This is a genomic window from Pseudomonas sp. NA-150 (genome assembly GCF_044336365.1).
Classification (GTDB): Bacteria; Pseudomonadota; Gammaproteobacteria; order Pseudomonadales; family Pseudomonadaceae; genus Aquipseudomonas.
This window is the reverse complement of record NZ_CP172305.1, coordinates 5,987,501-6,014,038: the sequence shown is the minus strand read 5'-3', so window position 1 is coordinate 6,014,038 and position 26,538 is coordinate 5,987,501. Positions and strand designations below refer to the sequence as shown.

Annotated in this window: 27 protein-coding genes and 1 pseudogene (1 of these 28 running past the window's edge); 10 read left to right on the top strand and 18 right to left on the bottom strand. The window is 59.0% G+C overall.

Annotated elements, in window-relative coordinates:
* Positions 1–43 precede the first annotated feature (43 nt).
* Positions 44–514: a TadE/TadG family type IV pilus assembly protein gene (locus ACF0H7_RS28185; RefSeq protein WP_397450080.1), complete on the top strand. Its 471-nt coding sequence runs from the start codon at positions 44–46 to the stop codon at positions 512–514.
* Positions 504–3,293: an ATP-binding protein gene (locus tag ACF0H7_RS28180; protein ID WP_397450079.1), complete on the top strand. Its 2,790-nt coding sequence runs from the start codon at positions 504–506 to the stop codon at positions 3,291–3,293. Before ACF0H7_RS28185 ends, ACF0H7_RS28180 begins: the two co-directional genes overlap by 11 nt.
* Here ACF0H7_RS28180 and ACF0H7_RS28175 read toward each other — a convergent pair.
* From ACF0H7_RS28175 to ACF0H7_RS28145, 7 genes are all read right to left on the bottom strand, one after another.
* The gene (locus tag ACF0H7_RS28175) at positions 3,290–5,296 is read right to left on the bottom strand and encodes a pilus assembly protein TadG-related protein (RefSeq protein WP_397450078.1); all 2,007 of its coding nucleotides are present in this window, start codon (positions 5,294–5,296) and stop codon (positions 3,290–3,292) included. The genes ACF0H7_RS28180 and ACF0H7_RS28175 overlap by 4 nt on opposite strands.
* 110 nt (positions 5,297–5,406) lie before the next feature.
* A complete protein-coding gene (locus ACF0H7_RS28170) occupies positions 5,407–5,973 on the bottom strand; it encodes a DUF4136 domain-containing protein (RefSeq protein ID WP_397450077.1) in 567 nt (188 codons plus the stop codon).
* Positions 5,974–5,992: 19 nt separating this feature from the next.
* Positions 5,993–6,601, bottom strand: coding sequence for a DUF4136 domain-containing protein (locus ACF0H7_RS28165; RefSeq protein ID WP_397454046.1), 609 nt, complete (start codon positions 6,599–6,601; stop codon positions 5,993–5,995).
* A 35-nt stretch (positions 6,602–6,636) separates the two neighbouring features.
* Complete coding sequence (locus ACF0H7_RS28160; protein WP_397450076.1) at positions 6,637–7,386, bottom strand: methyltransferase domain-containing protein; 750 nt, start codon at positions 7,384–7,386, stop codon at positions 6,637–6,639.
* Positions 7,383–7,688 carry a nucleotide pyrophosphohydrolase gene (locus ACF0H7_RS28155; protein ID WP_397450075.1) on the bottom strand — a complete coding sequence of 102 codons (306 nt, stop codon included), beginning with the start codon at positions 7,686–7,688 and terminating at the stop codon, positions 7,383–7,385. The genes ACF0H7_RS28160 and ACF0H7_RS28155 overlap by 4 nt, the downstream gene beginning before the upstream one ends.
* Before the next feature lie 165 nt (positions 7,689–7,853).
* Complete coding sequence (locus tag ACF0H7_RS28150) at positions 7,854–8,711, bottom strand: MaoC family dehydratase (protein ID WP_397450074.1); 858 nt, start codon at positions 8,709–8,711, stop codon at positions 7,854–7,856.
* 30 nt (positions 8,712–8,741) lie between these two features.
* Complete coding sequence (locus tag ACF0H7_RS28145) at positions 8,742–10,097, bottom strand: 3-oxoacyl-ACP reductase (protein ID WP_397450073.1); 1,356 nt, start codon at positions 10,095–10,097, stop codon at positions 8,742–8,744.
* A gap of 116 nt (positions 10,098–10,213) precedes the next feature.
* On the opposite strand from ACF0H7_RS28145, the gene ACF0H7_RS28140 reads away from it, so the two are divergent.
* Entirely contained in the window at positions 10,214–11,491 is a 1,278-nt protein-coding gene (locus tag ACF0H7_RS28140) for an acetyl-CoA C-acetyltransferase (protein ID WP_397450072.1), read from the top strand.
* A 153-nt stretch (positions 11,492–11,644) separates the two neighbouring features.
* On the opposite strand, the pseudogene ACF0H7_RS28135 reads toward ACF0H7_RS28140, so the two are convergent.
* Positions 11,645–11,821, bottom strand: a pseudogene (locus ACF0H7_RS28135) (bile acid:sodium symporter); the annotation flags it as partial.
* A 260-nt stretch (positions 11,822–12,081) separates the two neighbouring features.
* On the opposite strand from ACF0H7_RS28135, the gene ACF0H7_RS28130 reads away from it, so the two are divergent.
* Positions 12,082–12,873 carry an AraC family transcriptional regulator gene (locus ACF0H7_RS28130; RefSeq protein ID WP_397450071.1) on the top strand — a complete coding sequence of 264 codons (792 nt, stop codon included), beginning with the start codon at positions 12,082–12,084 and terminating at the stop codon, positions 12,871–12,873.
* A 234-nt stretch (positions 12,874–13,107) separates the two neighbouring features.
* A complete protein-coding gene (locus ACF0H7_RS28125; protein WP_397450070.1) occupies positions 13,108–14,001 on the top strand; it encodes a PA4780 family RIO1-like protein kinase in 894 nt (297 codons plus the stop codon).
* Positions 14,002–14,158: 157 nt separating this feature from the next.
* On the opposite strand, the gene cueR is transcribed toward ACF0H7_RS28125, so the two are convergent.
* Both cueR and ACF0H7_RS28115 read right to left on the bottom strand, forming a co-directional pair.
* A complete protein-coding gene (gene cueR / locus ACF0H7_RS28120) occupies positions 14,159–14,560 on the bottom strand; it encodes a Cu(I)-responsive transcriptional regulator (RefSeq protein ID WP_397450069.1) in 402 nt (133 codons plus the stop codon).
* Positions 14,561–14,585: 25 nt separating this feature from the next.
* The gene (locus ACF0H7_RS28115) at positions 14,586–14,969 is read right to left on the bottom strand and encodes a hypothetical protein (RefSeq protein WP_397450068.1); all 384 of its coding nucleotides are present in this window, start codon (positions 14,967–14,969) and stop codon (positions 14,586–14,588) included.
* Positions 14,970–15,115: 146 nt separating this feature from the next.
* Here ACF0H7_RS28115 and ACF0H7_RS28110 point away from each other — a divergent pair, with 146 nt between their 5' ends.
* Positions 15,116–15,313 (top strand): heavy-metal-associated domain-containing protein, encoded by a 198-nt coding sequence (locus tag ACF0H7_RS28110; protein ID WP_397450067.1) that lies wholly within the window; start codon positions 15,116–15,118, stop codon positions 15,311–15,313.
* Positions 15,314–15,446: 133 nt separating this feature from the next.
* Positions 15,447–16,652 (top strand): multidrug effflux MFS transporter, encoded by a 1,206-nt coding sequence (locus tag ACF0H7_RS28105; protein WP_397450066.1) that lies wholly within the window; start codon positions 15,447–15,449, stop codon positions 16,650–16,652.
* 17 nt (positions 16,653–16,669) lie between these two features.
* On the opposite strand, the gene ACF0H7_RS28100 is transcribed toward ACF0H7_RS28105, so the two are convergent.
* The 3 genes from ACF0H7_RS28100 to ACF0H7_RS28090 all read right to left on the bottom strand — a co-directional run bounded on the left by ACF0H7_RS28100 (position 16,670) and on the right by ACF0H7_RS28090 (position 18,353).
* Positions 16,670–16,849 carry a hypothetical protein gene (locus tag ACF0H7_RS28100; protein WP_397450065.1) on the bottom strand — a complete coding sequence of 60 codons (180 nt, stop codon included), beginning with the start codon at positions 16,847–16,849 and terminating at the stop codon, positions 16,670–16,672.
* A 153-nt stretch (positions 16,850–17,002) separates the two neighbouring features.
* Positions 17,003–18,016 carry a zinc-binding alcohol dehydrogenase family protein gene (locus ACF0H7_RS28095; protein WP_397450064.1) on the bottom strand — a complete coding sequence of 338 codons (1,014 nt, stop codon included), beginning with the start codon at positions 18,014–18,016 and terminating at the stop codon, positions 17,003–17,005.
* A 43-nt stretch (positions 18,017–18,059) separates the two neighbouring features.
* Positions 18,060–18,353 (bottom strand): putative quinol monooxygenase, encoded by a 294-nt coding sequence (locus tag ACF0H7_RS28090; RefSeq protein ID WP_397450063.1) that lies wholly within the window; start codon positions 18,351–18,353, stop codon positions 18,060–18,062.
* Positions 18,354–18,485: 132 nt separating this feature from the next.
* On the opposite strand from ACF0H7_RS28090, the gene ACF0H7_RS28085 reads away from it, so the two are divergent.
* The gene (locus tag ACF0H7_RS28085; RefSeq protein ID WP_397450062.1) at positions 18,486–19,403 is read left to right on the top strand and encodes a LysR family transcriptional regulator; all 918 of its coding nucleotides are present in this window, start codon (positions 18,486–18,488) and stop codon (positions 19,401–19,403) included.
* A gap of 601 nt (positions 19,404–20,004) precedes the next feature.
* Positions 20,005–20,706, top strand: a complete 702-nt coding sequence (locus ACF0H7_RS28080; protein ID WP_397450061.1) for an ArsR/SmtB family transcription factor — start codon at positions 20,005–20,007, stop codon at positions 20,704–20,706.
* Positions 20,707–20,825: 119 nt separating this feature from the next.
* On the opposite strand, the gene ACF0H7_RS28075 is transcribed toward ACF0H7_RS28080, so the two are convergent.
* Positions 20,826–21,779, bottom strand: coding sequence for an adenosine deaminase (locus tag ACF0H7_RS28075; RefSeq protein WP_397450060.1), 954 nt, complete (start codon positions 21,777–21,779; stop codon positions 20,826–20,828).
* Positions 21,780–21,929: 150 nt separating this feature from the next.
* On the opposite strand from ACF0H7_RS28075, the gene ACF0H7_RS28070 reads away from it, so the two are divergent.
* The gene (locus tag ACF0H7_RS28070) at positions 21,930–23,018 is read left to right on the top strand and encodes a calcium:proton antiporter (RefSeq protein WP_397450059.1); all 1,089 of its coding nucleotides are present in this window, start codon (positions 21,930–21,932) and stop codon (positions 23,016–23,018) included.
* Between the two features lie 196 nt (positions 23,019–23,214).
* Here ACF0H7_RS28070 and ACF0H7_RS28065 read toward each other — a convergent pair whose 3' ends face one another.
* From ACF0H7_RS28065 to ACF0H7_RS28050, 4 genes are all read right to left on the bottom strand, one after another.
* Positions 23,215–23,901: an SDR family oxidoreductase gene (locus ACF0H7_RS28065; protein WP_397450058.1), complete on the bottom strand. Its 687-nt coding sequence runs from the start codon at positions 23,899–23,901 to the stop codon at positions 23,215–23,217.
* A gap of 419 nt (positions 23,902–24,320) precedes the next feature.
* Positions 24,321–24,914, bottom strand: coding sequence for an IMPACT family protein (locus ACF0H7_RS28060; protein ID WP_397450057.1), 594 nt, complete (start codon positions 24,912–24,914; stop codon positions 24,321–24,323).
* A gap of 19 nt (positions 24,915–24,933) precedes the next feature.
* The gene (locus tag ACF0H7_RS28055; protein ID WP_397454044.1) at positions 24,934–25,599 is read right to left on the bottom strand and encodes a TetR/AcrR family transcriptional regulator; all 666 of its coding nucleotides are present in this window, start codon (positions 25,597–25,599) and stop codon (positions 24,934–24,936) included.
* Positions 25,600–25,691: 92 nt separating this feature from the next.
* Positions 25,692–26,538, bottom strand: the 3' portion of a protein-coding gene (locus ACF0H7_RS28050; RefSeq protein WP_397450056.1) for a LysR family transcriptional regulator. The gene runs 74 nt beyond the window's last position; 847 of the gene's 921 nt are visible here — the last part of the coding sequence; its start codon lies beyond the right edge, outside the window; the stop codon is at positions 25,692–25,694.

Below are 26,538 nucleotides of genomic sequence, written 5' to 3'. Positions count from 1 at the left end.
ACCTATGCTGAATTGAAGCCGCATTGTCAGGGTAGACGTCGACATGCAAAACGCCTCGCGCACATCCCCCCAACACCCCACATTCGCCGATAAACAACGGGGCGCCGCTGCCATCGAATTCGCGCTGGTGTTCGTGGTGTTCTTTGCGGTGCTCTACGGTCTGATGAGTTATAGCCTGCCGTTGCTGATGATGCAGTCATTCAATACGGCGGCAACGGAAGCGGTGCGCCGTGCGGTGGCGGTTGATCCGGCAACCAACAACTACATCACCACGGTCAAGAGCCAGGCCAGCGCGACGGTCGCCAGTCAATTGAGCTGGATGCCGACGGCCCTGGCGATCGATGCTTCCAGCATTCAGCCGACGTTTGACGGCAAGCTGCTGACGGTCACCATCACCTATCCACAGAGCAAACTGACCAACGTCATGCCGCTGATTGTGTTGCCGTTCGTGGGCACCGTTCCGAATCTGCCGGCCAATCTGATCGCCACCGCGAGTCTGCAACTTGTTCCTTAAAGAAGGCTTGCTGGGCCGCTTGCTGGGGCACCCCGAGGTGCAGCCGGTCGAACTCGTTCATAGCGCAGAACAGGCGAGTGCCAGCCTGCACCTGCAACTCGATGCCGAAGGTCAGGTGTTGCAACTCAGCGGCGCCTTGCGCGTGTTGCTGGCGACGCCGATTCCACTACGCACTCACCACCTGTCGGATGTCGGCGTGCTGCCTGCGCCGGGACGCAAGCTCACAGAGTATTTGATGCCCGACAGCGCGTGGGTGGTGGAGGGTGTTCCGGCAAACTGGCTCGGACAAACACTGGACCTGGATTTCAGGGGCGCCAGTGGCCTGGTGTTGCACACTCGGGGCTGGGTGCAGCCGCATGATGGAAGTTGGTGTCTTCAATTGCTGGACGTTGGCGATCTGGTGCGTCAGACCCTGGCCGCGCAGTGTCGACAACAATGCCTGCTGAGCGCCGGGCGCATGGCCGAGCAGATTCGCGCGTGCAGTTTCGCCCGTCTGACGCAGGTGGTGGGCGAACAGCTGCAGGAGATCGGGCAGCGTTGGCATGTGCCGTGTCTGGCGTTGGTCCTGCCCGAAATCAATGGTCTTGGCTGGCGAATCTACAGCCACTACAGCGCGCATACCGCCCCGCAACTGTGGCAAGACGGGCAGCGTCTGGGGGCCGAACTGGACACGCTGGATGGCACCATTCCCCATCAAATCGACTTCAGCTCACACAGCGAACTGCCGCGCCTGCAAAGTGCTTTCGGCAACGCCGACGGTTTCCTGCTGCCGTATCGCGAAGAGGCTGAGGTCAACGCCTGGCTGCTGTTCGGTTTCTACAGCGCCGAGCAGCAGGCGCCGGACCTCAGCGCCCGCGAATGGCTGCAACTGAGCGCTGCGCTGGCCGGGCCGTTATTGCACCGCATGGCTGAGGACCACCATCAGCGGCAACTGGAACGCCTCGATGTACTGCAAGACCTGCTCGGCACCGGTTGGTGGGAGCTGCTGCCCGGCGAGGAAGTGCAGTTGGCGCCGCAACTGGCCCGCAGTCTGCAACTGGGCGAGCTTACCGAGCGCATGCCGCTGCAGGATTGGCTGGCGCTGATTCATCCAGTGGACCGCGAGGAACTGGCCAGCCGTCTGACAGAGCTGCACGACAAAGGCACACCGATGTTGCTCTGTGTGCGTATGCATCACGTCGATGCGCGGCAGGGTCCGATCTGGCTGCGTATCCAGGGACAATTGGTGATCAGTGGTCAGGTGCGTCGGGTGTTGGGCTTCATGCTCGACGTCAGCGATATCAAAAATCAGGAAACCCAGGCAGCGGCAGCCCATGCGCGACTCGACAATCTGGTCGCCAGTTCTCCCGCAGTGATTTACGTGCAACGTTATGTTGAAGGCGCGCTGCAACCAACTTTCTTCAGTGCCAGCCTCATGCCCTTGCTCGGCCTGACCCTGGCCGATTGCGCAGACGGCCAATTAGGCCATTACATTCACCCGCAAGACCGCGACATCTACTTCGCCCGCACGCGCGAGCTATTGCGTGAAGGCAGCGTCAGCAGTCGCTACCGGGTGCGCGACATACGGGGTGACTACCACTGGCTGCTCGATGAAGCCAAGCTGTTGCGCGATGATCTCGGCATTCCGCTGGAGGCTGTCGGGCTGTGGCTGGACGTCACCGACGCGACCCTGGCGGCGGAGCAAGTGAAACAGAGCGAAGAGCGTTACCGGATTCTGGTCGAAGACTCGCCGGCGATGATCTGCCGCTACTCACCGGACCTGGTGTTGAGCTTTGGCAACCGACCGCTGGCCAATTACCTGGAGCGCGCGCCGGATGAAGTGGCGGGGGTGAACCTCGGCGAATGGTTGTCCGCTGAACAACGCGAAGCCTTCGTGCAGCGCATTGCCTTATTGACGCCTGAGTCGCCGGTGAGCACGGCGGAAATCTGCCTCGAACTGCCAGGGCGCGAACACGCCTGGTGGATCTGGGCAGATCGTGGAGTGTTCGATGACAAGGGTCAGTTACTGGAGATCCAGGCAGTAGGACGCGACAACACCGACATCCGCCGCACCCAGATGCAACTCACGCAAAGCGCAAAAATGGCCACCCTCGGCGAAATGGCCACCGGCCTGGCCCACGAGATCAACCAGCCGCTCAACGTGATGCGCATGGCGGTGGTCAACGTACTTAAGCGTCTAAGTCGAGGCGACGCGGACATCGTCTACCTCACCGAAAAACTCAACCGCATCGACGCACAAGTGCAACGGGCGGCACGCGTGGTGGACCACATGCGCGTGTTTGGCCGCCGCTCGGAAATCGAACAGCAACTGTTCGACCCGGCACAGGCGGTGGACGGCACCGTCGCCATGTTGACCGAAGGCATGAAAGGCAAAGGCGTCGACCTGCGCGTGACCGTGCTGGAGCAGCCGGTGCACGTGCGTGGGCACGTGGACCAACTGGAACAGGTGTTGATCAACCTGATGGTCAACGCCCGCGATGCGCTACTGTCCAAACGCGAAAACAACCGCGAACTTGAACCCTGGATCTCACTCACCACCGAACGCGATGAAGAGTCGGTGTGGATGCTGGTGGAAGACAACGGCGGCGGCATCGACCCGCGATTACTGGAGAAGATTTTCGAACCGTTTTTCACCACCAAACCGATTGGTGTCGGCACCGGGTTGGGCTTGTCGGTGAGCTACGGGATTATCGAACAAATGGGCGGCAGCCTCAGCGTGACCAATGCCAGCGAGGGTGCGCAGTTCCGGATCATGTTGCCGCTGGCCAAGGGCGATTAAATCACCAGCGAGGCCCGGCCGGCGCTACAGCTTAGGTTGGCGCCCACGTCGACTTGATTGAGGTTGATGCCGAGGCTGGCGAGTAGGGTGTTGATGAGTGGGTCGAGGATTGGGCTTAGCGCGTTCTGGATGATTGCTTGAAGCGCCGTGGTCACCCCCGTAAGAGCGCCCGCTACCAACGTAAGAATGGTGCTCATTGGATTGGTAACGGATGGCTGATATGCCTGCACTTGGACGCCGGCAATTGTGTTGTATAGGCTACTTACGAGGTTGGTGTTGCTAGTGAATGAGAAGTAGTCTGGAGGCTGTTGGTTGATGTTGGGCAGCGGCGTTGGGTCCGAGGTTAAGTAGGTGTGTGGAGTTCCTGAACCTTGGGATTGTCCTACCGGGCTGTTAAAGCTGATGCCGATACCCCCACCAACGTTCGGAATCCGTGGGTCACACTTGGAAGGGAAAATTAGAAATCTGTAACACGTCTGCACACCTATATCGAGTAACTCCAATGGCTTGGCAACAACTGTTGTTGGGGGCGGGGTCGCATTGTTAGTAGAGAATGCACTGGTGGGGTCAATATTCCCAATGTTGATATTCAATAGGGATGTCAGTGTGTTTGTCGTCAGGCTTTTGTTTGTAGGGCTGGGGCAACTATAGGCAGTTACGTAGCTGGAACCACTGGCGACATCTATGTTTAAGCCGATTTTCACCGGTGGTGGTAATAGTACTACGCTAGGGGTCTGGCAACCTGCCCCGAGAAGACAAGTAGCTGAGCTAAGAGCGCCGACGATATCGAGTCCTAAAAGGCTTTTCAGAGTGTTGCTGAGGGGGCTTATCAGGGAGCTTATACCATTATTTAAATTAGTTATTAGCGGGCTAAGTGCATCTAGAACTGGCAGATTAACAGAAATCAACGCCCTAATTTGAGCGGTTCTTACGTAGATCCTGTCCGGTCCCAGTGGGTTCAATGCCGCCAGGGCTGGATTGCCCACGGCTGAAATTTGCGGCGGCTGTAGGACCAGGACCATGGTCGAGACGTTTGCCACTCCCAGATTAATATTTTGGTTGATTGCCACGCCGTTATTTTTATTGGAAAGTTGTGCAAACCCCTCAATCAACTGAAATAACTGTACGCTGGCATTCAATGCAGCCGTCTCAGTCCCACCCTTGACCTGCAAAATATCACCCAGCACCACGCTCGTCGTCCCGGCGGCAACTTTGATTTGGTTTAAGTTTGCGTTCAATGTTCCCGAAGGTCCTAACACCGTAATGGCCGATTGAATTAACTGGCCAATAGAAACCGAGGTGCCCAATACCTGCGTATAACCCACCGCCGTAATGCCCAAATCCAGCTTCAACTGGTTCAAGTACTGCAATAAATTGATATTGGTGTTGATCAGACCATTCCAGCCCACGGCATCCAGGTTAAGGCTGCCGCCGAGCATGCCGCCGACCAATGCATTGAGAATCGGCGAACTGGTGCTGTCGACAGCCAGCAAGGTACTGCGGATCGTCAACATAGCCAGTGGAGGCGCCACCGTCGCCACAGCCGTCGCACTCAACGTAATCATCGACCCCAACGGCGTCCAGCCCGCCACGCCGCCGGCAATGCTCTGGGCAACCGCATGGGTCACTACCACCCGAATCGCCTGGTTTTGCCCGGCATTAACACTAAACGCGCGCAGGTTATCGGCCCCGGTGGTCAGGGTGCCGCAATCGGTGGTCAGGGTTCGGCTGTTGTCGGTGACGGTAAAACCGTTGCGCGTCGCGGCGGCGATGGCATAAACGGAGGCGGTGTTGGTGGGTGTGCATTGCCCGAGGAGGGTGGCGGCTTCAAGTGCGGCGGTGTCGGCGATCCGTTGCAGGCTGCGTTTCTCCAGGTACAGACGGCCGCTGTCGATCACCAGCAGAAAGAAAATCAGCGCCAAACCGAGGGTCAAGGCCGCCATTAAGCCGATAGCACCGCGCTGCCGACCGCGGTCGGCGCAAGAGTCCATTAGGGGAGACATCTAGCACTCCTTCGGCAAAGCCGTCGCTACTCACCCGTGTGCAGGCCAGTGTAGTCAAGGCTTTGGGAGTGCGCATGCCAATCGGCCTACGCTCCTACAAGGAGTTCGCGTTAATGCGGCGGATACTGCTGCAGCACTTTGAACACGGATTGCCGAATCTCCGCATCCCGATCTGCCGGGTTGGCCTGGCGGGTGTTCATCACCTGTTCGGTGCTGCCGCGCCAGATCAGTTTTCCGTCCTTGGCATCAAGCATGTCAATTTGCAGCGTGGCGACCTTGTAATCGACGCTGCGGGTTTCGTTGAATGCGCCGCCGCCCCAATAACCACGGTTCCATGGCCCACCCCAGCCACCGCCCCCATAATTGGTGCTGATCAACTGCTGGCGGTCCTCGACGATCAGGTAGGTTTGCACCGAGACGTCCGCCTTGCTGCCCACACTGGCCTGGCGCAGCCCGCGCTGGTCGAGTTGCTCGCTCACTGCCTGTCGAATCCTTTGTTCGGTCAGGTCGCTTTTAATCCGAGGATCGTCCGGCCGATATTGCAGGGCAGGTTCTTTCCAGCTCCAGTTACGGTAGGCGCCGAAGTCCCTCGAGGCGTCGAAGTCATGACTGACCTGGTTGGTTTCGCAAGCACTGAGCAGCACCGCGAAAGACAGCACAGCGAGACGGCGGAACATGATCGTTCTCCGTTAACAGTTACGCAGGGGGGTAAGTGGTCAACGCGTGGGCGATTGCCTGACGCAATGCTTGCGCGCGACCGGATTGATCACCGCCAGCGGCCGTTTCGGCGCTGGCGTTCCACACCGGTTGACCGCTGTGGTTATCGAACAGGCTGATGCGTACCACCAGCACTTGCACTTGATATGTGCGCACCACCGGGATTGTGGAGTAGCCGCCATAACCGTACCGGTGATAGCCATTGTAGTAACCGCCGCCCGCGTAGACGTCCTCTTGCACCTGACGCAGACGGGTTTCCATGTGCAGGTCTGCCGTTACGCCCAGATCAGCCATTTGCGTGGCCATGACGGGACGCAAGCCACGCTGGTCCAGGCCACTGCTGACCGCTTCGGCCAATTGTTCCGGGCTGGCCCATGGCGAACCGGCGGGCAGTTGGTTGTTGACCCAGGTCCAGTTGCGATAGTGCCCGTAGTCCAGGGTCGGCGCAGGGTAGGCGCTCATGTCCACGGGGTTGTCGGCCTGAGGCGGCGCCGCAGGCAGCGGGTTGGAGCTGGCGACATACGGATTCGGCGTCTGACAGGCGCTGACGCCCAGGCAGAGCAACAGTGTTGCGAGGCGTTTCATGATGATCTCCGCAGTGAGCCTCTTTGGCGATAAACGATTCACAGGGGCCGACACATCCAGTGCAGGTAGCGTCCCAGGCCGGCAAAGCTTGGGTGACGACGATGGGCCAGCTCCATTTCCAGCAAATCCGCGAGTTGCACCTTGGCCTGGAATTCGGGCGGCATATAGTCGTGAAAAACCCTGACACCACTCTGAGTTTCGACTCGCCATAGACCATCAAGTTGCGCTGCCAATTCGCGCGGATCAAGTGGTTGTTGCGGGGTCAGGCTCTGTTTTTCACCGGCCATGTCGTTCTTGCGCATTTTGCGGAAGTGACCCTTGAGCAGGTTGCGATAAATCAGCGCGTCGCGGTTATAAAATGCCAGTGATAGCCAGCCGTCGGGCTTGGTCAATTGATGCAGCACCGGCAGGATCGCATGGGGCTCGGCCAGCCATTCAAGCACGGCGTGACACAGCACCAGATCGTATTGTTCGGTGAGTTGGCCGAGCAACGCCTGCCAGGGCGCCTGAATAAACGTCGCACGTTGACCAGCGTCGGCAAAGCGTTGGCGGGCGCCGTCAAGCATCGGCTCGGCGGGTTCTGCCAGGGTGACCTGATGCCCCTGTTCCGCCAGCCATAACGACATGTGGCCCAGCCCGGCACCGATATCCAGCACCTTGAGCGGCCGGTCGGGCAGCACTTCAAGCAGATCGGCCTGCAAGACCGCCAAGCGAATCGCGCCTTTGGCGCCGCCGTATATTTTTTCCGCGAACCGCGTCGCCAGGTGATCGAAATGACGGTCGCTCATTGGCTGAACCGCCGTTCGCTGTCGGCCAGTTTGCTGCGCACCACCTGCTCCATGTCCAGGCCCAGTTCACTGCACATCAGCAATAAATACAGGACGATGTCGCCGACTTCCTGACCGGCATGTTCCAGTTGGTCTGTCGGCAACTGCCGTGACTGGTCTTCGCTCAGCCACTGGAAGATTTCCACCAGTTCAGCCATCTCCACACTGGCGGCCATGGCCAGGTTTTTCGGGCTGTGGAATTGCCGCCAGTCGTTGCGATCACGAATCTGGTGCAGGCGTTGGGTGAGTTCTACGAGGTTCATGGGGCTCTCCTGAAGACGTATAGCTTCAAGGGGATGCGGGCGGGAAGCAAGGGGTGGCAGTGAGCGAACGCGAACTGTAGGAGCGGGCTCGCCCGCGATCAGCTTGATGCTGTGTGTCAGGCGAGCCGCTATCGCGGGCAAGCCCGCTCCTACATGACGGGCAGGTCATCGGTCTACCGGCTGCCAACTGCCGATCATGTGCAGCAAATCATTGCCACCGGTCAGGCGCAATTGTCCGCTGGATGCCGGGGCGCTGGCGCAGAGCAGCACTTCGCCGGGCAGGCGCAGTGGTTTGTGGAATTGCACCTCGATTTCAACGTTGGACGCCGGCAGGTGATCGGCCAGGGCGGCGAGGGTCCGCGCTTTGAGCCACAGGCCGTGGGCGATGGCCTGCGGGAAGCCAAACATCCTGGCGCTGGCGGCGCTCAGGTGAATCGGGTTGTAGTCGCCGGAGACCTTGGCGTATTGCCGGCCGATGTCCGAAGGCGCGGACCAGCCCGTCACGTCCGTGAGCGGCAATGGCGCAGGTTCGAAATCCCCGGCAGGTTGTCCCGCCAATTGCACGCCGCGACAGAGCATGGTGCTGTGTTCCTCCCACAACGGCCCCAAGGCATCTTCGATATGCGTAATCAGGCTGAACGTCGCGCCCTTGTGATGGGGTTGCAGGTTGGCCACATGCACGCTGACCTGCACCTGGCCCAGGCCGCCCAGCGGACGCAAGGTTTTAATCCGGTTATTCAGGTGAATCAGGCCCAGCAACGGGAACGGGAAATTCTTTTCCGTCATCAATTGCATCTGTAACGGAAACGCCAGGACGTGGGGATAGGTGGCCGGCATCAGGCTGCTATCGGTAAAACCGCAGACCTTGCGATAGGCCTCCACTTGCTGGCGATCCACCGATACCCAGCAGCGCAGGCCCTCGTGAGGTAGCTCGGTGCCCGACACCTTGCGCCGCAATGCTGCCTGCACGAACAAGCCCGGTAGCGCAGGTGGTGAACTCAGATAATTCCAGGCGGAAGTCATGCTTCGTCCCTCAGTAGCGAACACGAAAAATCAGGCGCCGATGACGCTCTGGCCACACACCCGCAACACTTGCCCGGTGACTGCGCCGGTGCCGGGCTGACTCAACCAGGCCACGGCCTCAGCCACGTCCTGCGGCAAGCCACCCTGGCCCAACGAACTCATGCGTCGCCCTGCTTCTCGGTAGGCGAACGGCATATCCGCGGTCATTTTTGTCTCGATAAAGCCGGGAGCCACTGCATTGATGCTGATCCCTCGTTCCTGCAGAAGCGGCGCCCAGGCCTGAGCCAACCCGATCAAGCCAGCCTTGCTCGCAGCGTAATTGGTCTGCCCGCGATTGCCAGCGATGCCACTGATGGACGCCAGCAAAATCACCCGACCGTTATCGCGCAGGGTGCCGCTTTCGAGCAGGGAGTTAGTCAGCACTTGCGGCGCGTTGAGATTGACCGCGAGCACCGAATCCCAGAACTCGGCACTCATGTTGACCAGGGTTTTGTCGCGGGTGATGCCAGCATTGTGCACAACAATGTCGACGCCCTCGGGCAGGCCCTCGATCAACTCCAATGCGGCGCTTTCGGCGCAGATGTCGATGGCCAGACTTTGCCCGCCGAGGCGCGCGGCCAAGGCGTCGAGATCGGCGCTGACCTGAGGCACATCGAGTAACACCACCTCGGCGCCATCACGGGCCAGGGTTTCGGCAATCGCGGCGCCAATACCCCGTGCGGCACCAGTGATCAGCGCCCGACGACCGGACAATGGGCGACTCCAGTCCTGCACCTGCGTCGGACAATGGCTCAAACGAATCACCTGCCCAGAGATATAGGCGCTCTTGGGCGACAGGAAAAAACGCAGGGCACCTTCCAATTGATCTTCGGCACCTTCGTCGACATGCAGCAGTTGCACCGTGCCGCCGTCGCGCATTTCCTTGGCGAGGGAGCGACTGAAGCCCTCCACCGCCTGTTGTGTGCTGGCGGCCAGCGGATCACTGAGCGTTGCCGGAGCTCGACCGAGGATCACCACGTGGGCGCTGTGGTCCAGGCTCTTGAGCAGTGGCTGGAAAAACTCGCGCAGGTGGTTGAGTTGATCGCTGTGCAGCAGGGTGCTGGCGTCGAACACAACCGCTTTGAGTTTTGGGCCTTGTGCCGCAACCCACGCCGTCGCGCCCGGTTGATCGCTGCCAAAGCTGTATAGCGAGTCGGTCAGGCGCTGAGCAAACAGCCGGACGTGATCGGCCAGCGGTCCGGCGCTGACCAGCATCGTGCCTTCGACAGGGCGCAGGCGCCCGGCCTGCCAGCGTTCCAGACGCGCCGGCGCCGGCAATCCAACCGCGCCCACCAGGCGCCGGCCAATGTCCGAGTTGGCAAAGTCGATATAACGATCTGACGACATGGAACGCTCTCCTTGAGCCGGGGTTCAAACAATGGACCGCTGGCGCGTGGCAGCGTTCGCTCCGATACCTCCTACGCTAACAGTTGTGCATTTCGTCTATTAAAAAGGGAGTTTTTATGAATCAGCCACGTCGGGTTGCCATCGTCGGCGGCAATCGCATTCCCTTCGCCCGCTCCAACGGGCCTTATGCCACGGCGAGTAATCAGGAGATGCTGACGGCGGCGCTGGAGGGCTTGATCGAGCGTTTTAACCTGCACGGTCTGCGCATGGGTGAAGTGGCGGCCGGGGCGGTGCTCAAGCACTCCCGGGACTTCAACCTGACCCGCGAATGTGTGCTGGGCTCGCGTCTGTCGCCACAGACCCCGGCCTACGACATCCAGCAAGCCTGTGGCACTGGGCTGGAAGCGGCGCTGATGGTCGCCAATAAAATCGCCTTGGGGCAGATCGAATGCGGGATTGCCGGCGGTGTGGACACCACGTCTGACGCGCCGATCGGGGTCAACGAGGATCTGCGGCACATTCTGTTGCAGGTCAATCGCAGTAAAACCAGCGCGGAGAAACTCAAGGCCTTACTGCAACTGCGGCCCCATAACCTCAAGCCGGAACTGCCACGCAATGGCGAACCGCGTACCGGGTTGTCGATGGGACAGCACTGCGAATTGATGGCGCAAGCCTGGGGCATTTCCCGCGAAGCGCAGGATGAGCTGGCGCTGGAAAGCCATCTGAAGATGGCAGCCGCTTACGCTGAGGGCTGGCAGGACGATTTGCTGACGCCGTATCGTGGCCTGACCCGCGATCAGAACCTGCGCCCGGACCTGACCCTGGCCAAACTCGCCAGCCTGAAACCCGCCTTCGAGCGCAGCAGCAAAGGCACATTGACTGCTGGGAACTCCACGCCGCTGACCGACGGCGCCTCGTTGGTGCTGTTGGCCAGCGAAGACTGGGCCTGCGAGCGCGGCCTGCCGGTGTTGGCTTACTTGCGCGATGGTGAGGCGGCGGCAGTGGATTTCGTCAACGGCGCCGAAGGTTTGCTCATGGCACCGGTCTACGCGGTGCCGCGTTTATTGGCGCGCAACAATCTGAGCTTGCAGGATTTTGACTATTACGAAATCCACGAAGCCTTCGCCGCCCAGGTGCTGTGCACGCTCAAGGCGTGGGAGGACCCGGAGTATTGCCAGACTCGGCTGGGGTTGGACGGCGCGCTGGGATCGATTGATCGCAGCAAGTTGAACGTCAAAGGCAGCTCACTGGCGGCCGGGCACCCGTTTGCCGCGACCGGGGCCCGGATTGTCGCCAACCTGGCCAAGTTGCTGGCGGTGGCAGGGCAGGGGCGTGGGTTGGTGTCAATTTGTGCCGCGGGCGGGCAGGGGGTTACCGCGATTATCGAGCGGTGATGCAGAGCCTGCAATGGCGCATTGTAGGAGCCAACTTGTTGGCGAGCAGCTTGACGCGGTGTACCTGACACTACGCCTCGCGAACAAGTTCGCTCCTACCAGGATTGCGTTCAGGCCGATTGAGCCAAGGCACTGGCCTGCGCTTTTTTGCAGCTTATTCCGGGAGGCATAACTCTCCGCCATCACCGAGCACACGATCAACTGCATCGGGTGGTAGATCATGATCGGCAACAGAATCAAGCCCAGTCCCGGGTTGGCGCCGAAGATCAGCGCTGCCATCGGCGCGCCAGCAGCCAGGGATTTCTTGCTGGCACAAAACACTGCCGGCACGTTGCCGCTGGCGCTGCCGGTCAGGGCCACGGACGAAAAGATGGTCGACGGCATCCATCGCACCGCCGGCACCGCCGAACGTAGGAAACAAGTAAGCCAGGATGGTGGCAACGAGCATGCCGCAGAGGAACCAGTCCGTGACGACGCGTTAGAGATGCTTGAAGGCGCGCATGGGCGTAGCTTCGGAGAATCTTTGTAAAAAAGGATGTATGAAGGGTAACGTAGGCATCTCTTACCGTCTTGCGACACAAGGCCAATCGATGCCGACTAACGGACAACGTGGTACCGAACGTCAGATTCCAACCCTGGAGGCCTTGCCGCGTCCGATCTACGCGCGGGCCGAGAGTTTGGGCGCCGGGTCGTGGACGCCGCCGCATCAGCACGACTGGGTGCAGTTTTCCTACGCGATCAGTGGCGTGCTGGGGGTGCACACCGCCGAGGGCAGTTTCTTTGCGCCGCCGCAGTGGGGGGTGTGGATTCCGGCCGGTGTCGAACACGACGTGGCCACTTCGACCCGCGCCGAGATGCGCAGCCTGTATGTACGCAAGGAGGATTGCCCTTGGGCGTCTGAGCGCTGTCGAGTGCTGGAAGTCACGCCACTGGCCCGCGAGCTGATCAAAAGTTTTTGCCTGCTGCCCGTAAGTTATCCACAGGACGGCAGTTCTGAGGAAAGGCTGGTGGGGGTGTTGCTCGATCAATTACAGGACTTGCCCGAGGTCGGCTTTTCCCTACCGCTGCCCCGACATCCGCGCCTTTTGGGGCTGTGTAATGAACTGATCGAGCATCCGGGCCAACCGGTGACGCTGCATGAGTGGGCGGACCGCCTGGGGACTTCCGAGAAAACCCTGATGCGCCTGTTCCAGCGCGAAACCGGTTTGAGCTTTCGCGGTTGGCGCCAGCGGGTGCGGCTTTTGTCGTCACTGAGTGCACTGGAAGAGGGCGATAGCGTTACCAGCACGGCGCTGTCATCGGGTTATGATTCGACCTCGGCGTTTATCGCGGCTTTCAAGGGGTTGTTCGGCTTTACCCCCGGTGAGCTGTTCAAGCACTGAGGTGGCAGATCTTTTGCCAGTTTGTTACCAATGGATAAAACGTCTTACAACTTGCGTGGTCATCACCTAAGGTGGTTGGCTATGCGCTGCCCGGCATGGAAGCTGCTAAATAATTGAAGCCTTTCGCAAATCTGTGACGGTCAAAGGTCGGCATCCACTACTCGGTGTGAGAGGATTGCCGTATAACGAGCAACAATCGCGTGTTTGGCAACGAAGGACCCACAATAAAAGCTGATGAAGACTCCAAAACGCATTGAACCCCTGATCGAGGACGGTCTGGTCGACGAGGTGCTGCGCCCACTCATGAGTGGTAAAGAAGCAGCTGTTTATGTGGTGCGCTGTGGCAATGAGTTGCGGTGTGCCAAAGTTTACAAGGAGGCGAACAAACGAAGTTTTCGGCAAGCCGCGGAGTATCAGGAGGGTCGCAAGGTTCGTAACAGCCGGCAGGCCCGAGCGATGGCCAAAGGTTCGAAGTTCGGTCGTAAAGAGACAGAGGACGCCTGGCAAAACGCCGAAGTAGCGGCTTTGTTTCGACTGGCCAGCGCCGGTGTGCGCGTGCCCAAGCCGTTCGACTTCCTCGAAGGCGTGCTGTTGATGGAATTGGTGGCGGACGAATACGGCGATGCGGCGCCGCGTTTGAACGACGTGGTGATGAACGCTGACGAGGCGCGCGAGCACCACGCGTTTCTGATCAGCCAAATCGTGTTGATGCTCTGTACCGGGTTGGTGCATGGCGACTTGTCCGAGTTCAACGTGCTGTTGACCCCGACAGGTCCGGTGATCATCGATCTGCCGCAAGCAGTAGATGCCGCGGGCAACAACCACGCGTTCAGCATGCTGGAGCGTGACGTCGGCAACATGGCTTCGTACTTCGGGCGTTTTGCCCCGGAGTTGAAGAACACTCGCTACGCGAAAGAAATGTGGGCGTTGTTTGAAGCCGGCACTTTGCACCCGGCCAGCGTGTTGACCGGCGAGTTCGATGAGCCTGAAGACCTGGCCGATGTCGGCGGGGTTCTGCGGGAAATCGAAGCGGCGCGTCTCGACGAAGATCGTCGTCAGGCTGCTCGCGCGGCGGACGATGCACCACCGAGCAAGACCGAAGAACCGCCTCCGCCCTGGATGCAGTAATTCGCTCACAAAAAATCCGGCTCAGGCCGGATTTTTTATTGCCGTTGAAATGCACTAAAACTGTAGGGGCTGCCAAACGCTTCGATCAGGCCGGAAGGGCCTGTGTGCGGCGGCGATCTATCGCAACCTTCGGCAGCTCCTACAGGGAAATTCCGAATCAGGTGCAACACCCGCCCGACTCCAGATCCTTAAGGATCGGACAGTCCGGACGATGGTCGCCGTGGCAATGCTCGACCAGATCCTGCAGGGTATTACGCAAACTGGTCAGCTCTTCGATCTTCTGGTTCAGGGCGGTGATGTGTTCGTGAGCCAGGCCTTTCACGTCGGCGCTGGCACGGCTGCGATCCTGCCAGAGGGTCAGCAGTTTTCCGACTTCTTCCAGCGAAAAGCCCAGATCCCGCGAGCGCTTGATGAACGCCAGGGTATGCAGGTCGCTCTGGCCATACAGGCGATAACCGCTGTCGGTACGATGCGCAGCCTGCAGCAGGCCAGTGGACTCGTAGTAACGAATCATCTTGGCGCTCAGGCCACTGTGCTTGGCGGCTTGGCCGATGTTCATCGGGTTCCCTCGATCACGGGTTGACTCAATAGCCCAGCGCCGCTTGTTTCAGGTACATACCTTTGGAGCCTAATGCGATGGCGTATTTACGAATTGCACCAGGGCTCAGGTCGATCACCTGTGAAGGGGGCACGTCCATTCCTGGTGCGCAGCCGGGGGCTTGCCCGGGCAGCAGGCGCAGGCGCACGTTGATCCTGCCGGGTGCCAGATTGAATGACGTGGACTCTTCCTGGAACAATCGGCCGACCAGTTGATCCTCGATGTACACACCGATTTCGCAAGAGGTGGCCACTTCCAGTCGCTCGCGGGAGATGATCAATACGCTGTAACTCTGTGCACTGGCGGTGGCCCAGGGTGCTGATGCCAACAGGCTGAGGATGCTAAATAGGCTGAATGCTGACCAGCGCATTGCTGATACTCCTGCGTTTAATACATTTGATGTCGAAGCTTGGCCGAGCCGCGAGACGAATACCAGCCCGGCAGAGAAAACAGATACTTGACCTTGCCATGGTGGAAAGGTTGAACATGCCTGCAATCTTACTGAGGAGCGCCATCATGCAACGATTTAATGTTCAAGGTATGACATGCGGCCACTGTGTGCGGGCAATCACCCAAGTGCTGAAAGGCAGTGATCCAGCCGCTGACGTACAGATCGATCTGGCCAGTGGCGAGGTGCGGGTGGAGAGCAAGCTGGGGGCGGATGAGATATCCAGCTTGATCACGTCTGAAGGGTACGTGGTGCGGGTGGTTTGATTTTTTTGTTAGTCGAAGCTCCTGCGGATCAACTGTATCTGAAAAATTACCAAGTAATTTCCCTCTGGGGACAATTACAGGATCCAAGCCGGTTAAACTAGCCATCTGCGCTGTATACCGCTTTGGATACCTGATGAACCTTAAGACCATTCTGATTCTGGGCGCCTTGAGCGCTTTTGGCCCGTTGGCCATTGATTTCTACTTGCCCGGTTTCCCGGCGATTGCCCTGGCGTTCGGCACGGATGAACAACACGTACAGCTAACGCTGGCGGCGTATTTTCTCGGGCTGTCGATTGGCCAGTTGGGCTACGGTCCGGTCGCGGACCGCTTCGGCCGTCGTGTGCCGCTGCTGGTGGGGGTCGGGCTTTTCACCCTGGCGTCACTGGCCTGTTCCTTTGCGCCGACCCTCGACTGGCTGATTGCCGCGCGCTTCGTCCAGGCCCTGGGTGGTTGCGCCGGGATGGTGTTGTCGCGGGCCATCGTCAGCGACAAATGCAACCCGGTGGAGTCGGCAAAAGTCTTTTCACAACTGATGTTGGTGATGGGCCTGGCGCCGATCCTCGCGCCGATGCTCGGTGGTCTGTTGGTCAATCTGTATAGCTGGCAATCGATCTTCCTGGTGCTCACTGCATTCAGCGCCTGCAGCTGGTTGGCGGTCGCTCGCGGGCTGCCGGAAAGCATGCCGGCCGAACACCCGCGTCATCCCCTGGCAGGTGCGATCAAGCAATATGGGCGCTTGCTGGGCGATCGGATTTTCCTGGGTCACGCGCTCACTGGCGGTATCGCCATTGCCGGGATGTTCGCGTACATCGCCGGGTCGCCGTTTGTTTTTATCAAACTCTACGGCGTGCCGGCCGAGCATTACGGCTGGTTATTCGGCTCGAATGCCGCGGGTTTTATTTTGGTGGCTCAAGTCAACGCACGGCTATTGCGCAAGTTCGGTCCCGCGTATTTGTTGTCACGGGCGATTTGGGTGTACCTGGCGGCGGCGCTGGTGCTGCTCGGAATTTCCTCGCTGCACACGCAGGCACTGTGGCCACTGCTGATTCCGTTGTTCATCTGCATTGCCAGCTTGGGCTGCATTATTCCCAACGCGTCGGCCTGCGCCATGAGTGGTCAGGGCGCGCGCGCCGGCAGTGCATCGGCGATGCTCGGCTGCCTGCAATTCAGCGTTGCTGCGGGCGCAGCGGCACTGGTTGGCGTATTACACGACGGTAGCGCCATGCCCATGGCCATGGTGATCAGTTTGTGTGGAGTGTGCGCGGTTGGCGCTACCTTGTTGACCCGCCGTCTGCAACATACGCGTGACGCACAGGCGGGTGTTACGGCCAAGGTCTGACAGCAAAGGGTCTGGAGTCAGCCCGTGGCGTGTAGCTGATGTTTGGGCAGTGTATGTGGCGCCTGCAGCCGGGATTCAAGGGTGGCAACAAAGGCGCGGGCTTCGGCTTCACTGCGAAAACTCACGGCATGTTGGTCGAGGATGACTTGCCATTCGATGCCTTGGGACTTTGCTAACTCACGTACCAGAACTTTCATACTGACTTCCTCGAGAGTGGCGGGAAGGCCAATTGTAGCCTTGGCTTTGGGGCGTGGGATGACGCAGGTCAAATGTCTGACTGACGGCGCTGTTTTTTTAAACAGTAATCAAATCGTCATAAGCCTGCGTCAATCCGTTGTCCTCCCGCTTGATCAGAACCCTTCGAGCACGATCTTGCCTTTGGCCCTGCCGCTTTCCAGCAGCTCATGTGCCCGGCGCAGGTTGCTGGCATTGATGGTGCCGAAATGCTCGCCCACGGTGGTCTTCAACGTGCCGGCATCGATCAGGTCAGCCACGCGATTGAGCAGATTATGCTGCTCGATCATGTCGGCTGTTTCGAACAGCGACCGGGTGTACATGAACTCCCAGTGCAATGAAATGCTCTTGCGCTTGAGCTGACCGACGTCGAGGGCTTTCGGATCATCGATCAAGGCCAGGCGACCTTGTGGCGCCAGTGCCTCCACCAGTTGCGTCAGGTGTTGATCGGTCTGGGTCAGGCTGGCGACATGGGTGACCGCTGGCAAGCCGGCGCGAGTCAATTCTTCGCTCAGTGGCTGGCTGTGATCCAGTACGTGGTGTGCACCCAGTTCGCGTGCCCAGGCTTGGGTTTCCGGGCGCGAGGCGGTGCCGATCACCTTCAGCCCAGTCAATTGGCGGGCCAGTTGCGTCAGGATCGAACCGACGCCACCGGCGGCACCGACAATCATCAGGCTTTGCCCTTTGTCGGCACTGCCTTCAGCGATTTGCAGGCGCTCGAACAACAATTCCCAAGCGGTGATGGCCGTCAGCGGCAGCGCTGCGGCATCGGCAAAACTCAGGGTTTTTGGCATGCGCCCGACGATTCGCTCATCGACCACGTGCCGTTCGCTATTGCCGCCAGCGCGAGCGATGGACCCGGCATAGAACACCTTGTCGCCCGGCTGAAACAGCGTCACTTCGCTGCCGACCGCCTTGACGATGCCCGCCACGTCCCAGCCCAGCACCTTGGCGGCCCCGCCTTCCGGTTGTGCGTTCTGGCGAACTTTGGTGTCGACCGGGTTTACCGAGATGGCTTTGACTTCAACCAACAGGTCACGGGGGCCGGCGACGGGCTCGGGCAACTCAATGTCTTGCAACGATTTCGGATCGCTGATGGGCAGCGAGTGGTAATAGGCGATGGCTTTCATGGCATGTTCCTCAGAGATGAAATAAGGGGGGCGGGGCTGATGGTCAGGCCAGATGTTGCACGCGCTTGAGCACGAACTGCTCGATTAGGTCGCCTGCTTCAGCGCGGAATGCCTGGATGTGCGCGCTGTTGCCGTGGGCTTCCAGCGCGGCGTCGTCGGTCCAGCGCTCCAGCATATAAAAAGCGGCGTTGTTTTCACGGTCCTGGTGCAGCTCGTAACTCAGGCAGCCAGCTTCGGCGCGCGTGGGTTGCAGAATCGCCCGCAGGCTTTTTTCCAGGGCGGTTTCGTGGCCAGCTTTGGCGACGATCGTGGCGATGACGGTAAAAGGTTGCGACATAGCTGATTCCTTGGGTGAGGGCGTTTGTCGGTTGAGAAATCTGATGGAGGGATGATTGGCTATTTCTCTTAAAGATAAAACCCGCTAAAACGGCAGTCTCTTTCAATATTTTTTTGATAATACGGAACAACCATGCTGCGATTTGATGATTTGCAGTTGTTCGTTCGAGCCGCGGATCTCGGCAGTTTGTCTGCGGCCGCACGGGGCATGGACATGTCGGCGGCGGTCGCCAGCGCGGCGCTCAAACGCATCGAACAGCAACTGGGTGCACGGTTGTTGGCGCGCTCGACGCGCAGTCTGCGGCTGACCGCTGAAGGCGAGGGGTTTCTCGAATATGCGCGGGCCGCGCTGGGCAGTCTCGAGGAGGGGCGACGACTGTTGGCCAGCCGCCAGGATCAGGTGAGCGGCGTCCTGCAGCTATCGGCACCGTCGGATTTTGGTCGTAACGTTTTATTACCCTGGCTCGACGACTTTCAGCGTCTGCACCCACAACTCACCGTGCGCTTATTGTTGGGAGACCGAATTGCCGACTTGTTCCGTCAGCCGGTGGATATCGCCCTGCGCTACGGCGAGCCGGAAGATTCAAGTCTGATCGCCTTACCCATCGCCCCGGCGAATCGTCGGGTGCTGTGTGCGGCGCCGTCTTACCTGGCGCGTCATGGCGAGCCACAGCATCTGGAGCAACTGGCACAGCATAATTGCCTGTTGTTCATGTTAGGCAATCGGGTCCACGACCATTGGCGCTTTCATGATGGCAAGCGAGAAATGAGCCTCACGGTGCATGGCGATCGTTTCAGCGATGATGCCGACGTGGTGCGGTTGTGGGCGGTCGCGGGCGCGGGAGTGGCCTATAAATCGTGGCTGGATGTTGCGGCGGATGTGCAAGCCGGGCGTTTGAAGCTGTTGATGCCTGAGCTACAGGGTGAATTGGCGCCGCTGAATTTGCTCTGTGCCCATCGTGCGCAATTGAGTAAACCGGTCAATTTATTGCGGGAGATGCTCAAGTCACGCTGTGCCGAATTGGAGCCGCCAGTGACTGTCAGCCAATGACATGGGTTTTAAGTCGCTGTGACTTACAGCCCATAAAGAATTGCCTGACATTTGGTACGGTAAGGTTCTGAGAAAAAAACATTTTCCAGCTGCTTCCGGCTCATGTGACGCCCTTTTTACTTCGTATTTTCTTGTATGTTTTGTGTGTTTTTCTCGTAGGCATTTCCCTTATGCCCTGCGTGGGGGCTCATGGTTGTCGTCGGTAAGTGTCCGGCCTGCAATGCTTTTAACGCGTGCGGAAGAAATGTCGGAATATTTCAATGCGGAACACCTGCCCCTACTTTACCTACAGACCGTCCTGGGCGGCGGCCTTGAGGTTTTAATCCCATTTCGCGGCGGGGCGCTGGGCTTATACTTGGCGTCATCGGCCGAGTCCGTTCTAGTCGTCAGGCAGGTCTGATGCGCTGGACGCTATCAAGCAGGCGTTATCGAACAGCGCCTGACGTAAAAATGTTTGCGGCATGTGAGGGCTGCAACCAGGCGTCCGGGTCGTATGAGTGAAATACAGCCCTGTTTTTGGCGGCTTAGCGACTTGGCTGGATCCAATTTGATGTTCACTATGTCAGCGCGATAGACGAATGATTCAACAGGGAGTGAATACATGGAATATGCACCTTGCATTAGCCAGATTGCCTCATTACTGGCTGACCCCAAGCGCAGTGCAATGATCTGGGCGTTAATGGACGGTACTGCCCGCCCGGCGAACGAGTTGGCCTTGCTGGCGGGTCTATCCACGTCTTCGGCGGGTGCGCATCTGGCGCGACTGGCCACTGGCGGACTCTTGAAGCAGGAGGAGCGGGGTCGAAAGCGGTTCTTCAGGCTGGCCGGTCCGGAGGTGGGCGCCGCGGTCGAGGCGCTGGCCAGTGCCTCCTTGGCCAGCTGTGATCACGTCAGTAAAAACACCTTGCCGGTTGTGCCACCGACGCCGCCTTTACCCTTGCGCCGGGCGCGGGTCTGCTACGACCATCTGGGCGGCGAATTGGCGGCCGAGTTGTATGCGCGCCTTCTGGGCGCCGGCTGGATCGAGCAACAGGAACAGCGGATCGAGGTCACCAGTAAAGGTGTCGCGCACTTTGCCGAGTGTGGGATTTACGTGCCGGCGCTGGCCCATCGAAAGCGTCAGACGGTCTGCGCCTGCCCCGACTGGAGTGAGCGCAGGCCGCATCTGGGTGGCGCGTTGGGCGCGGGGTTGCTGCAGTTGTTCATTCAGTTGGGCTGGCTGCGGACTACGGATGAGTCAACGGCCTTGCAGGTCTCAACCAATGGGCAGCGACAGATCAACAAGATAGCGTCGGCTGCCTGACGACACACAATTTTCTGTAGGCGCTGTCGCAGGCTGCAATCCATCTGCACCGCGAAGGTTGTTCCGGCCTTATCGCAGCCTGCGGCAGCTTCTACAGAGGGCATGTGTGTTGCCAGTTATCAGGGTTTGACCAACCGCGCATCCAGGCTGTTCTGCGCCAGACGTTTAGCCTGATCCTGAGTCATCCCAAGATGGGTGTGCAGTGCGTGGAAGTTCTCGGTCACGTAGCCACCGAAATACGCCGGATCGTCCGAGTTCACCGTGACCTTCACGCCACGCTCCAGCATGTCGAGGATGTTGTGCTGGGCCATGTCGTCGAACACGCGCAGCTTGGTGTTGGACAGTGGGCACACCGTCAGCGGGATTTGCTCGTCGATGATGCGCTGCATCAGGCGCTCGTCTTCGATGGCGCGTACGCCGTGGTCGATACGCTCGATTTTCAACAGATCCAGCGCCTGCCAGATGTACTCCGGCGGCCCTTCCTCGCCCGCGTGGGCGACGGTCAAAAAGCCTTCGTTGCGTGCGCGATCGAACACTCGCTGGAACTTGCTGGGTGGATGGCCCATCTCAGAACTGTCGAGGCCGACCGCGATGAATGCGTCGCGGAAGGGCAATGCCTGGTCGAGGGTTTTCTCGGCTTCTTCTTCGCTCAGGTGGCGCAGAAAGCTGAGGATCAACCCGCTGCTGACGCCGAGCGTTTGCTGGCCATCTTTCAACGCCGTGGCGATGCCGTTAAGTACCACTTCAAACGGGATGCCGCGATCAGTGTGGGTCTGTGGATCGAAGAACGGTTCGGTATGAACAACGTTCTGCGCCTTGCAGCGTTGCAGGTAAGCCCAGGTCAGGTCGTAGAAATCCTGCTCGGTACGCAGCACATCCGCGCCGCGATAGTACAAGTCGAGAAACTCTTGCAGGTTGTTGAAGGCATACGCCTTGCGCAAGGTTTCGACATCGCTCCAGGGCAGGGCGATCTTGTTCCGATCAGCCAGTGCAAAAAGCAATTCGGGCTCCAGAGAGCCTTCAAGGTGCAGGTGCAGTTCTGCCTTGGGCAGGGCGTTTAGCCATTCGTACATATGCTTTTCTCATCAGGTGCAGATCCCGGCATTCTACAGAGGGATGAGCGCAGAGAGCGGAAAAACCTGACCAGCAGGTTCATTCCGTGAACTACAGGCTTTGCTGCTACCGTTAGCAGCGAAATCAGACTTCATTTTCCAAGGCCGCCCATGCTGACTTATTTAAGAGAAGAGAAATTTCTGCTGTTGGCGTTGGTTGCCGCGTTGTTGGCGTTTCCCTTGGAACACGCGTTGCTGTCTCACGGTCAAGGCGTCGCATTGGCCGGCGGGATTGTCCTGGTGTTGTTCATCGTTACGGCGTCGATGCGGGTGGCCCATCATGCAGAGTTGCTGGCGCAAAAGGTCGGCGACCCTTACGGCACGATGATCCTGACGCTGGCCGCGGTGTTGGTGGAAGTGGTGATCCTGGCGATCATGATGAGCAACGAACCTTCGCCGACTCTGGTACGAGATACGATCTATTCGGCGGTGATGCTCGACATCAACGGTATTCTCGGCCTGGCGGCGTTGATGGGGGGACTCAAGCATGGCGAGCAGTCCTATAACGATGATTCGGCGCGCACCTACAGTGTGATGATCCTTACGGCGATGGGCGTGTCGATGGTGGTGCCGGAGTTCATTCCCGAAGGCGACTGGAAGATTTACTCGGCGTTCACCATCGGCGCGATGGTGATGTTGTACGGGGTTTTTCTGCGGATGCAGGTCGGTCCGCACAGTTATTTCTTCAGCTACAGCTACCCGCAAAAGAAGCGCAAGAATGCTGTGGAGGCAGAAGAACCGCCGATCAGCCTGGTGCGCTCCATAGGGACTTTGGTCTTCGGTGTGGTGGTGATTGGTGCGCTGGCTGAAGTGATGTCGAAGACCATCGATCTCGGGCTGGAAGGTACCGGGGCGCCGCCGGTGATGACGGCAATTCTGGTCGCGGCCATCTCCGCCGCGCCGGAAATCCTCACCGCCTTGCGCGCGGCCTTGGCCAATCGCATGCAATCGGTGGTCAACATCGCCCTCGGTGCTTCGTTATCCACCGTGATTCTGACCGTGCCAGTGATGGAGGCGATGGCGCTTTACACCGGGCAACCGTTTCAGATGGCGATGACGCCGGTACAGACGGTGATGGTGTTCATCACCTTGCTGGTCAGCGCGATCAACCTCAACGACGGCGAAACCAACGCCATCGAAGGCATGACCCACTTTGTGTTATTCGCCACGTTTGTGATGTTGTCTTTGTTGGGGCTTTGATGCGGATTGGCGCAAAAAACTGTGGGAGATTCTATGTTCTCAGGCAACACACTTGACCTTGTAGGAGCTGCCGAAGGCTGCGATAAGGCCGGAACGGCCTTCGCGATGTCGATAGATCGTCCGAGTACGGCCCAAACCTTTCGGCAGCTCCTACAGTAAGTTTGTGCCTGGCACAGGCCCTGTGATTTTCGGGTCATTACCAGGGAATGGTCTCACCCTTGTAATTGATAAAGTGATGCCCGCCCTTGCCGGCATACGCCTCAACCTGCTTCACCAGGCCATCAGTGCTGGTTTGCACATCAATGTCCGCGCCGTCGCCACCCATGTCGGTCTTCACCCAGCCCGGGTGCATCGACAATACCGTCGGTTTCGGTTCAGGCAGTTCAGTGACAAAGGTGTTGGTCAGTGAGTTCAGTGCCGCCTTGCTCGCTTTGTAGAGCATCATCTCGTTGCCTTCCGGGCACCCGACGCTGCCGAGTACCGAGCTCATAAAGGCCAGAACGCCAGTGTTCGCACGAACGTTTTCGAGCATCCGCTCCGCCAGTCGAATCGGCGCGATGGCGTTGGTCATGAACAGCTCACCGAGTTCCTGGGCGGTGGCATGGGTTGCACTCTGAGGTCGAGTGCCGCTGATGCCGGCGTTGACGAATAACAGATCAAACAGCTGGCCTTTGAGTTTCTGAGTGAGGGCCTCAAGGGATTGCAGATCGTTGATGTCCAGCTGCTCGACGCTCACACCGGGAACAGTGTGTGGGCCGTCAACCTTTTTCAGGTCGCGCACCGTGGCGGTGACGTGCCAGCCTTGTTCCGAGAGACGCTGCACCAGGCCAAGGCCCAGCCCTCGGGACGCACCAATGATCAGCGCAGTTTTGTTATGCGGCATGAAGTGAACTCCTTGTACAAAAAGTGGATTCGGGGATTCAGTGGACCACGGTGGCCCAGGTGTTGTTGCAGTTCAAGCGTGGAGATATCGCATACTGCAAACTGAACAAAAAATGATCACTTGGGCGCACCCTATGAGCCATCGGCCCTCGGGACAGGCTTACACGGCTTATCCACAGGTTGCTCCACAGTTATTGTGCGCAAGCCGAAATGCAGGAAATAAGCGAGGCCCGCCTTGGATCTGATCGTGATATACAAGGCTAACACCCTGTTTTTGGGTGGTTTTATTTTGCTAATGGGGTAATTGGTTGAAAAGTGACCAGTCGTCGCGGCGCCTTGCTCTGTATGGCGCGCAGGGGGATGTGCTCAGCTTATCCACAGGCGGATGCACAGTAGATGTGGGCAATTAGCGAGTGCGGATTAGTCGACAGATGAGCGCTGCAACACAATCCGGCCTCGGCTCAGGTCTGCCAGTTGGCGTTGCAGGAGTGCGACGTGCTCAGGCCCGAGGGATATCTGCAATTCCACGCCATTGGCAGTGAATGATTCGTGGGCCACTAAGCCGTTCAGCTCGGCCAGACGCAGTTTGACCAACGCCAGTTCACTGAAGCTGCAATCGAAACTCAACGGTACGCGATTGACCAACGCAACACGATCCGCCTGCTGCAAGCATTTGTTGGCGCCGCCGCCATACGCGCGCGCAAGACCGCCGGTTCCCAGCTGGATGCCGCCGTACCAACGGATGACTAACACCACGACCTGGTCAAACTCCTGGGCTTCGATGGCTGCAAGGATCGGCCGGCCCGCCGTGCCGCCGGGTTCGCCGTCGTCGCTGCTGCGGTATTGGTCCGTCAGCTTCCAGGCCCAGCAATTGTGGGTGGCGTTGAGGTCGCTGTTTTGTTCGAGGAAGGCTTGCGCGTCAGCCGCGCTGGAGATCGGTGCCGCGAGGGTGATAAAGCGGCTCTTGCGAATTTCTTCACGGTATTCGCAAGGGCCGACGAGGGTAAATGGCATTAGATTTCCAGCTATTCGATCAAGCGGTGGGCGGCGTCAGCCCACAACCTTTAAGGATAATTCGGATAAGGTTATCACCCGCGGCCTCCATGTCTTGCTTGGTCAGGCGTGTACGACCGGTGACTCGGCAAATCTGCGTGGCGAAATCGGCGTAGTGCTGGGTGCTGCCCCACAGCAGGAAAATCAGGTTCACCGGATCCACCGGGTCCATTTTTCCGGCGTCGATCCAGCTTTGAAAGACGGCGGCCCGACTGCTGAACCAGTCGCGGTAGTCCTGAGTGAAGTACTCGGTCAGGCATTCGCCCCCGCTGATCACTTCCATGGCGAAGATCCGCGAGGCCAAGGGTTGGCGTCGGGAGAACTCCATCTTCGCGCGGATGTAGTTGCTCAACGCTTCGGCGGGATCGTCCTCGACACTCAGTCCGTTGAAGGTGTTGTCCCACTGCTCGAGGATATTGCTCAGCACCGCGACGTATAGCCCGAGCTTATTGGTGAAGTAGTAATGCAGGTTGGCTTTGGGCAGCCCGGCGTTCAGGGCAATGGTGTTCATGCTGGTGCCCTTGAAACCGTGGCGAGCGAATTCGTCTTCGGCGGCCTTGATGATCGCTTCTTCGTTTTTCTGTCGGATACGGCTGGCAGGTTTTATTGTTGTTGGTGTGCTGTGCGCAGGGACTTCAAAGGTCATGGGCTGTTCCGAACGGGTCATGGGCTACAACGTTTGAACAGATTACCTACCTGCGACAATCCGACAAGTGGTAGAGCTGCATTTAATGACGATCAACGCGTGGCGGCGAGGCTCTCGAGAAAACTCTCCAGAACCAAGTGTGGCCGACGACCCTTGCGTGTGACCGAAACCAGACTCAAATCATAGAACCGCGTCGAGGGTTTCAACTGGCGCAAGCGACCTTGCTGGACCCACAGACTGGCATAGTGATCGGGCAGATAACCGATGTAGCGACCGGTCAGGATCAAAAACGCCATGCCCTCCCGGTCCGATGCACTGGCGGTGCAATTGAGTGCCTGGTAATGCGCCTGAATTTCGGTCGGCAGGCGGAAGGTCGGGGCGATGGCGTCCTGGGCATCCAGGCGTTGGTCGTCCAGCGCCGCATCGTCCATATAGAAGAGCGGATGGCCGACCGCGCAATAAAGCAGCGAGCGCTCACTGTACAGTGGCTGATATTCCAGCCCGGACAACGCACTGGCCTGCGGCACCACGCCGACGTGCAGGCGGCCGTCGAGCACGCCTTGTTCCACTTCGTTGGGCGCGATCATGCGAATCTGGATATGCACGTCCGGCCCGCGTTCTTTCAGTTGCGACAATGCGTGGGTAATGCGCATGTGGGGCAGGGTGACCAGGTTGTCGGTCAAGCCGATATTCAGCTCACCGCGCAAGTGTTGATGCAGGCCATTGACCTCGGTGCGGAAACTTTCCAGTGCACTTAATAGCTGCAAGGCCGATTGATACACCTCGCGACCTTCTTCGGTCAGTGAAAACCCCGCGCGTCCGCGTTGGCAGAGACGCAAACCGAGTCGTTGTTCGAGGTCGCTCATTTGCTGGCTGATAGCGGAGCGGCCTATGCCCAGCGCGCTTTCGGCGGCCGAAAAACCGCCCGCGTCCACGACG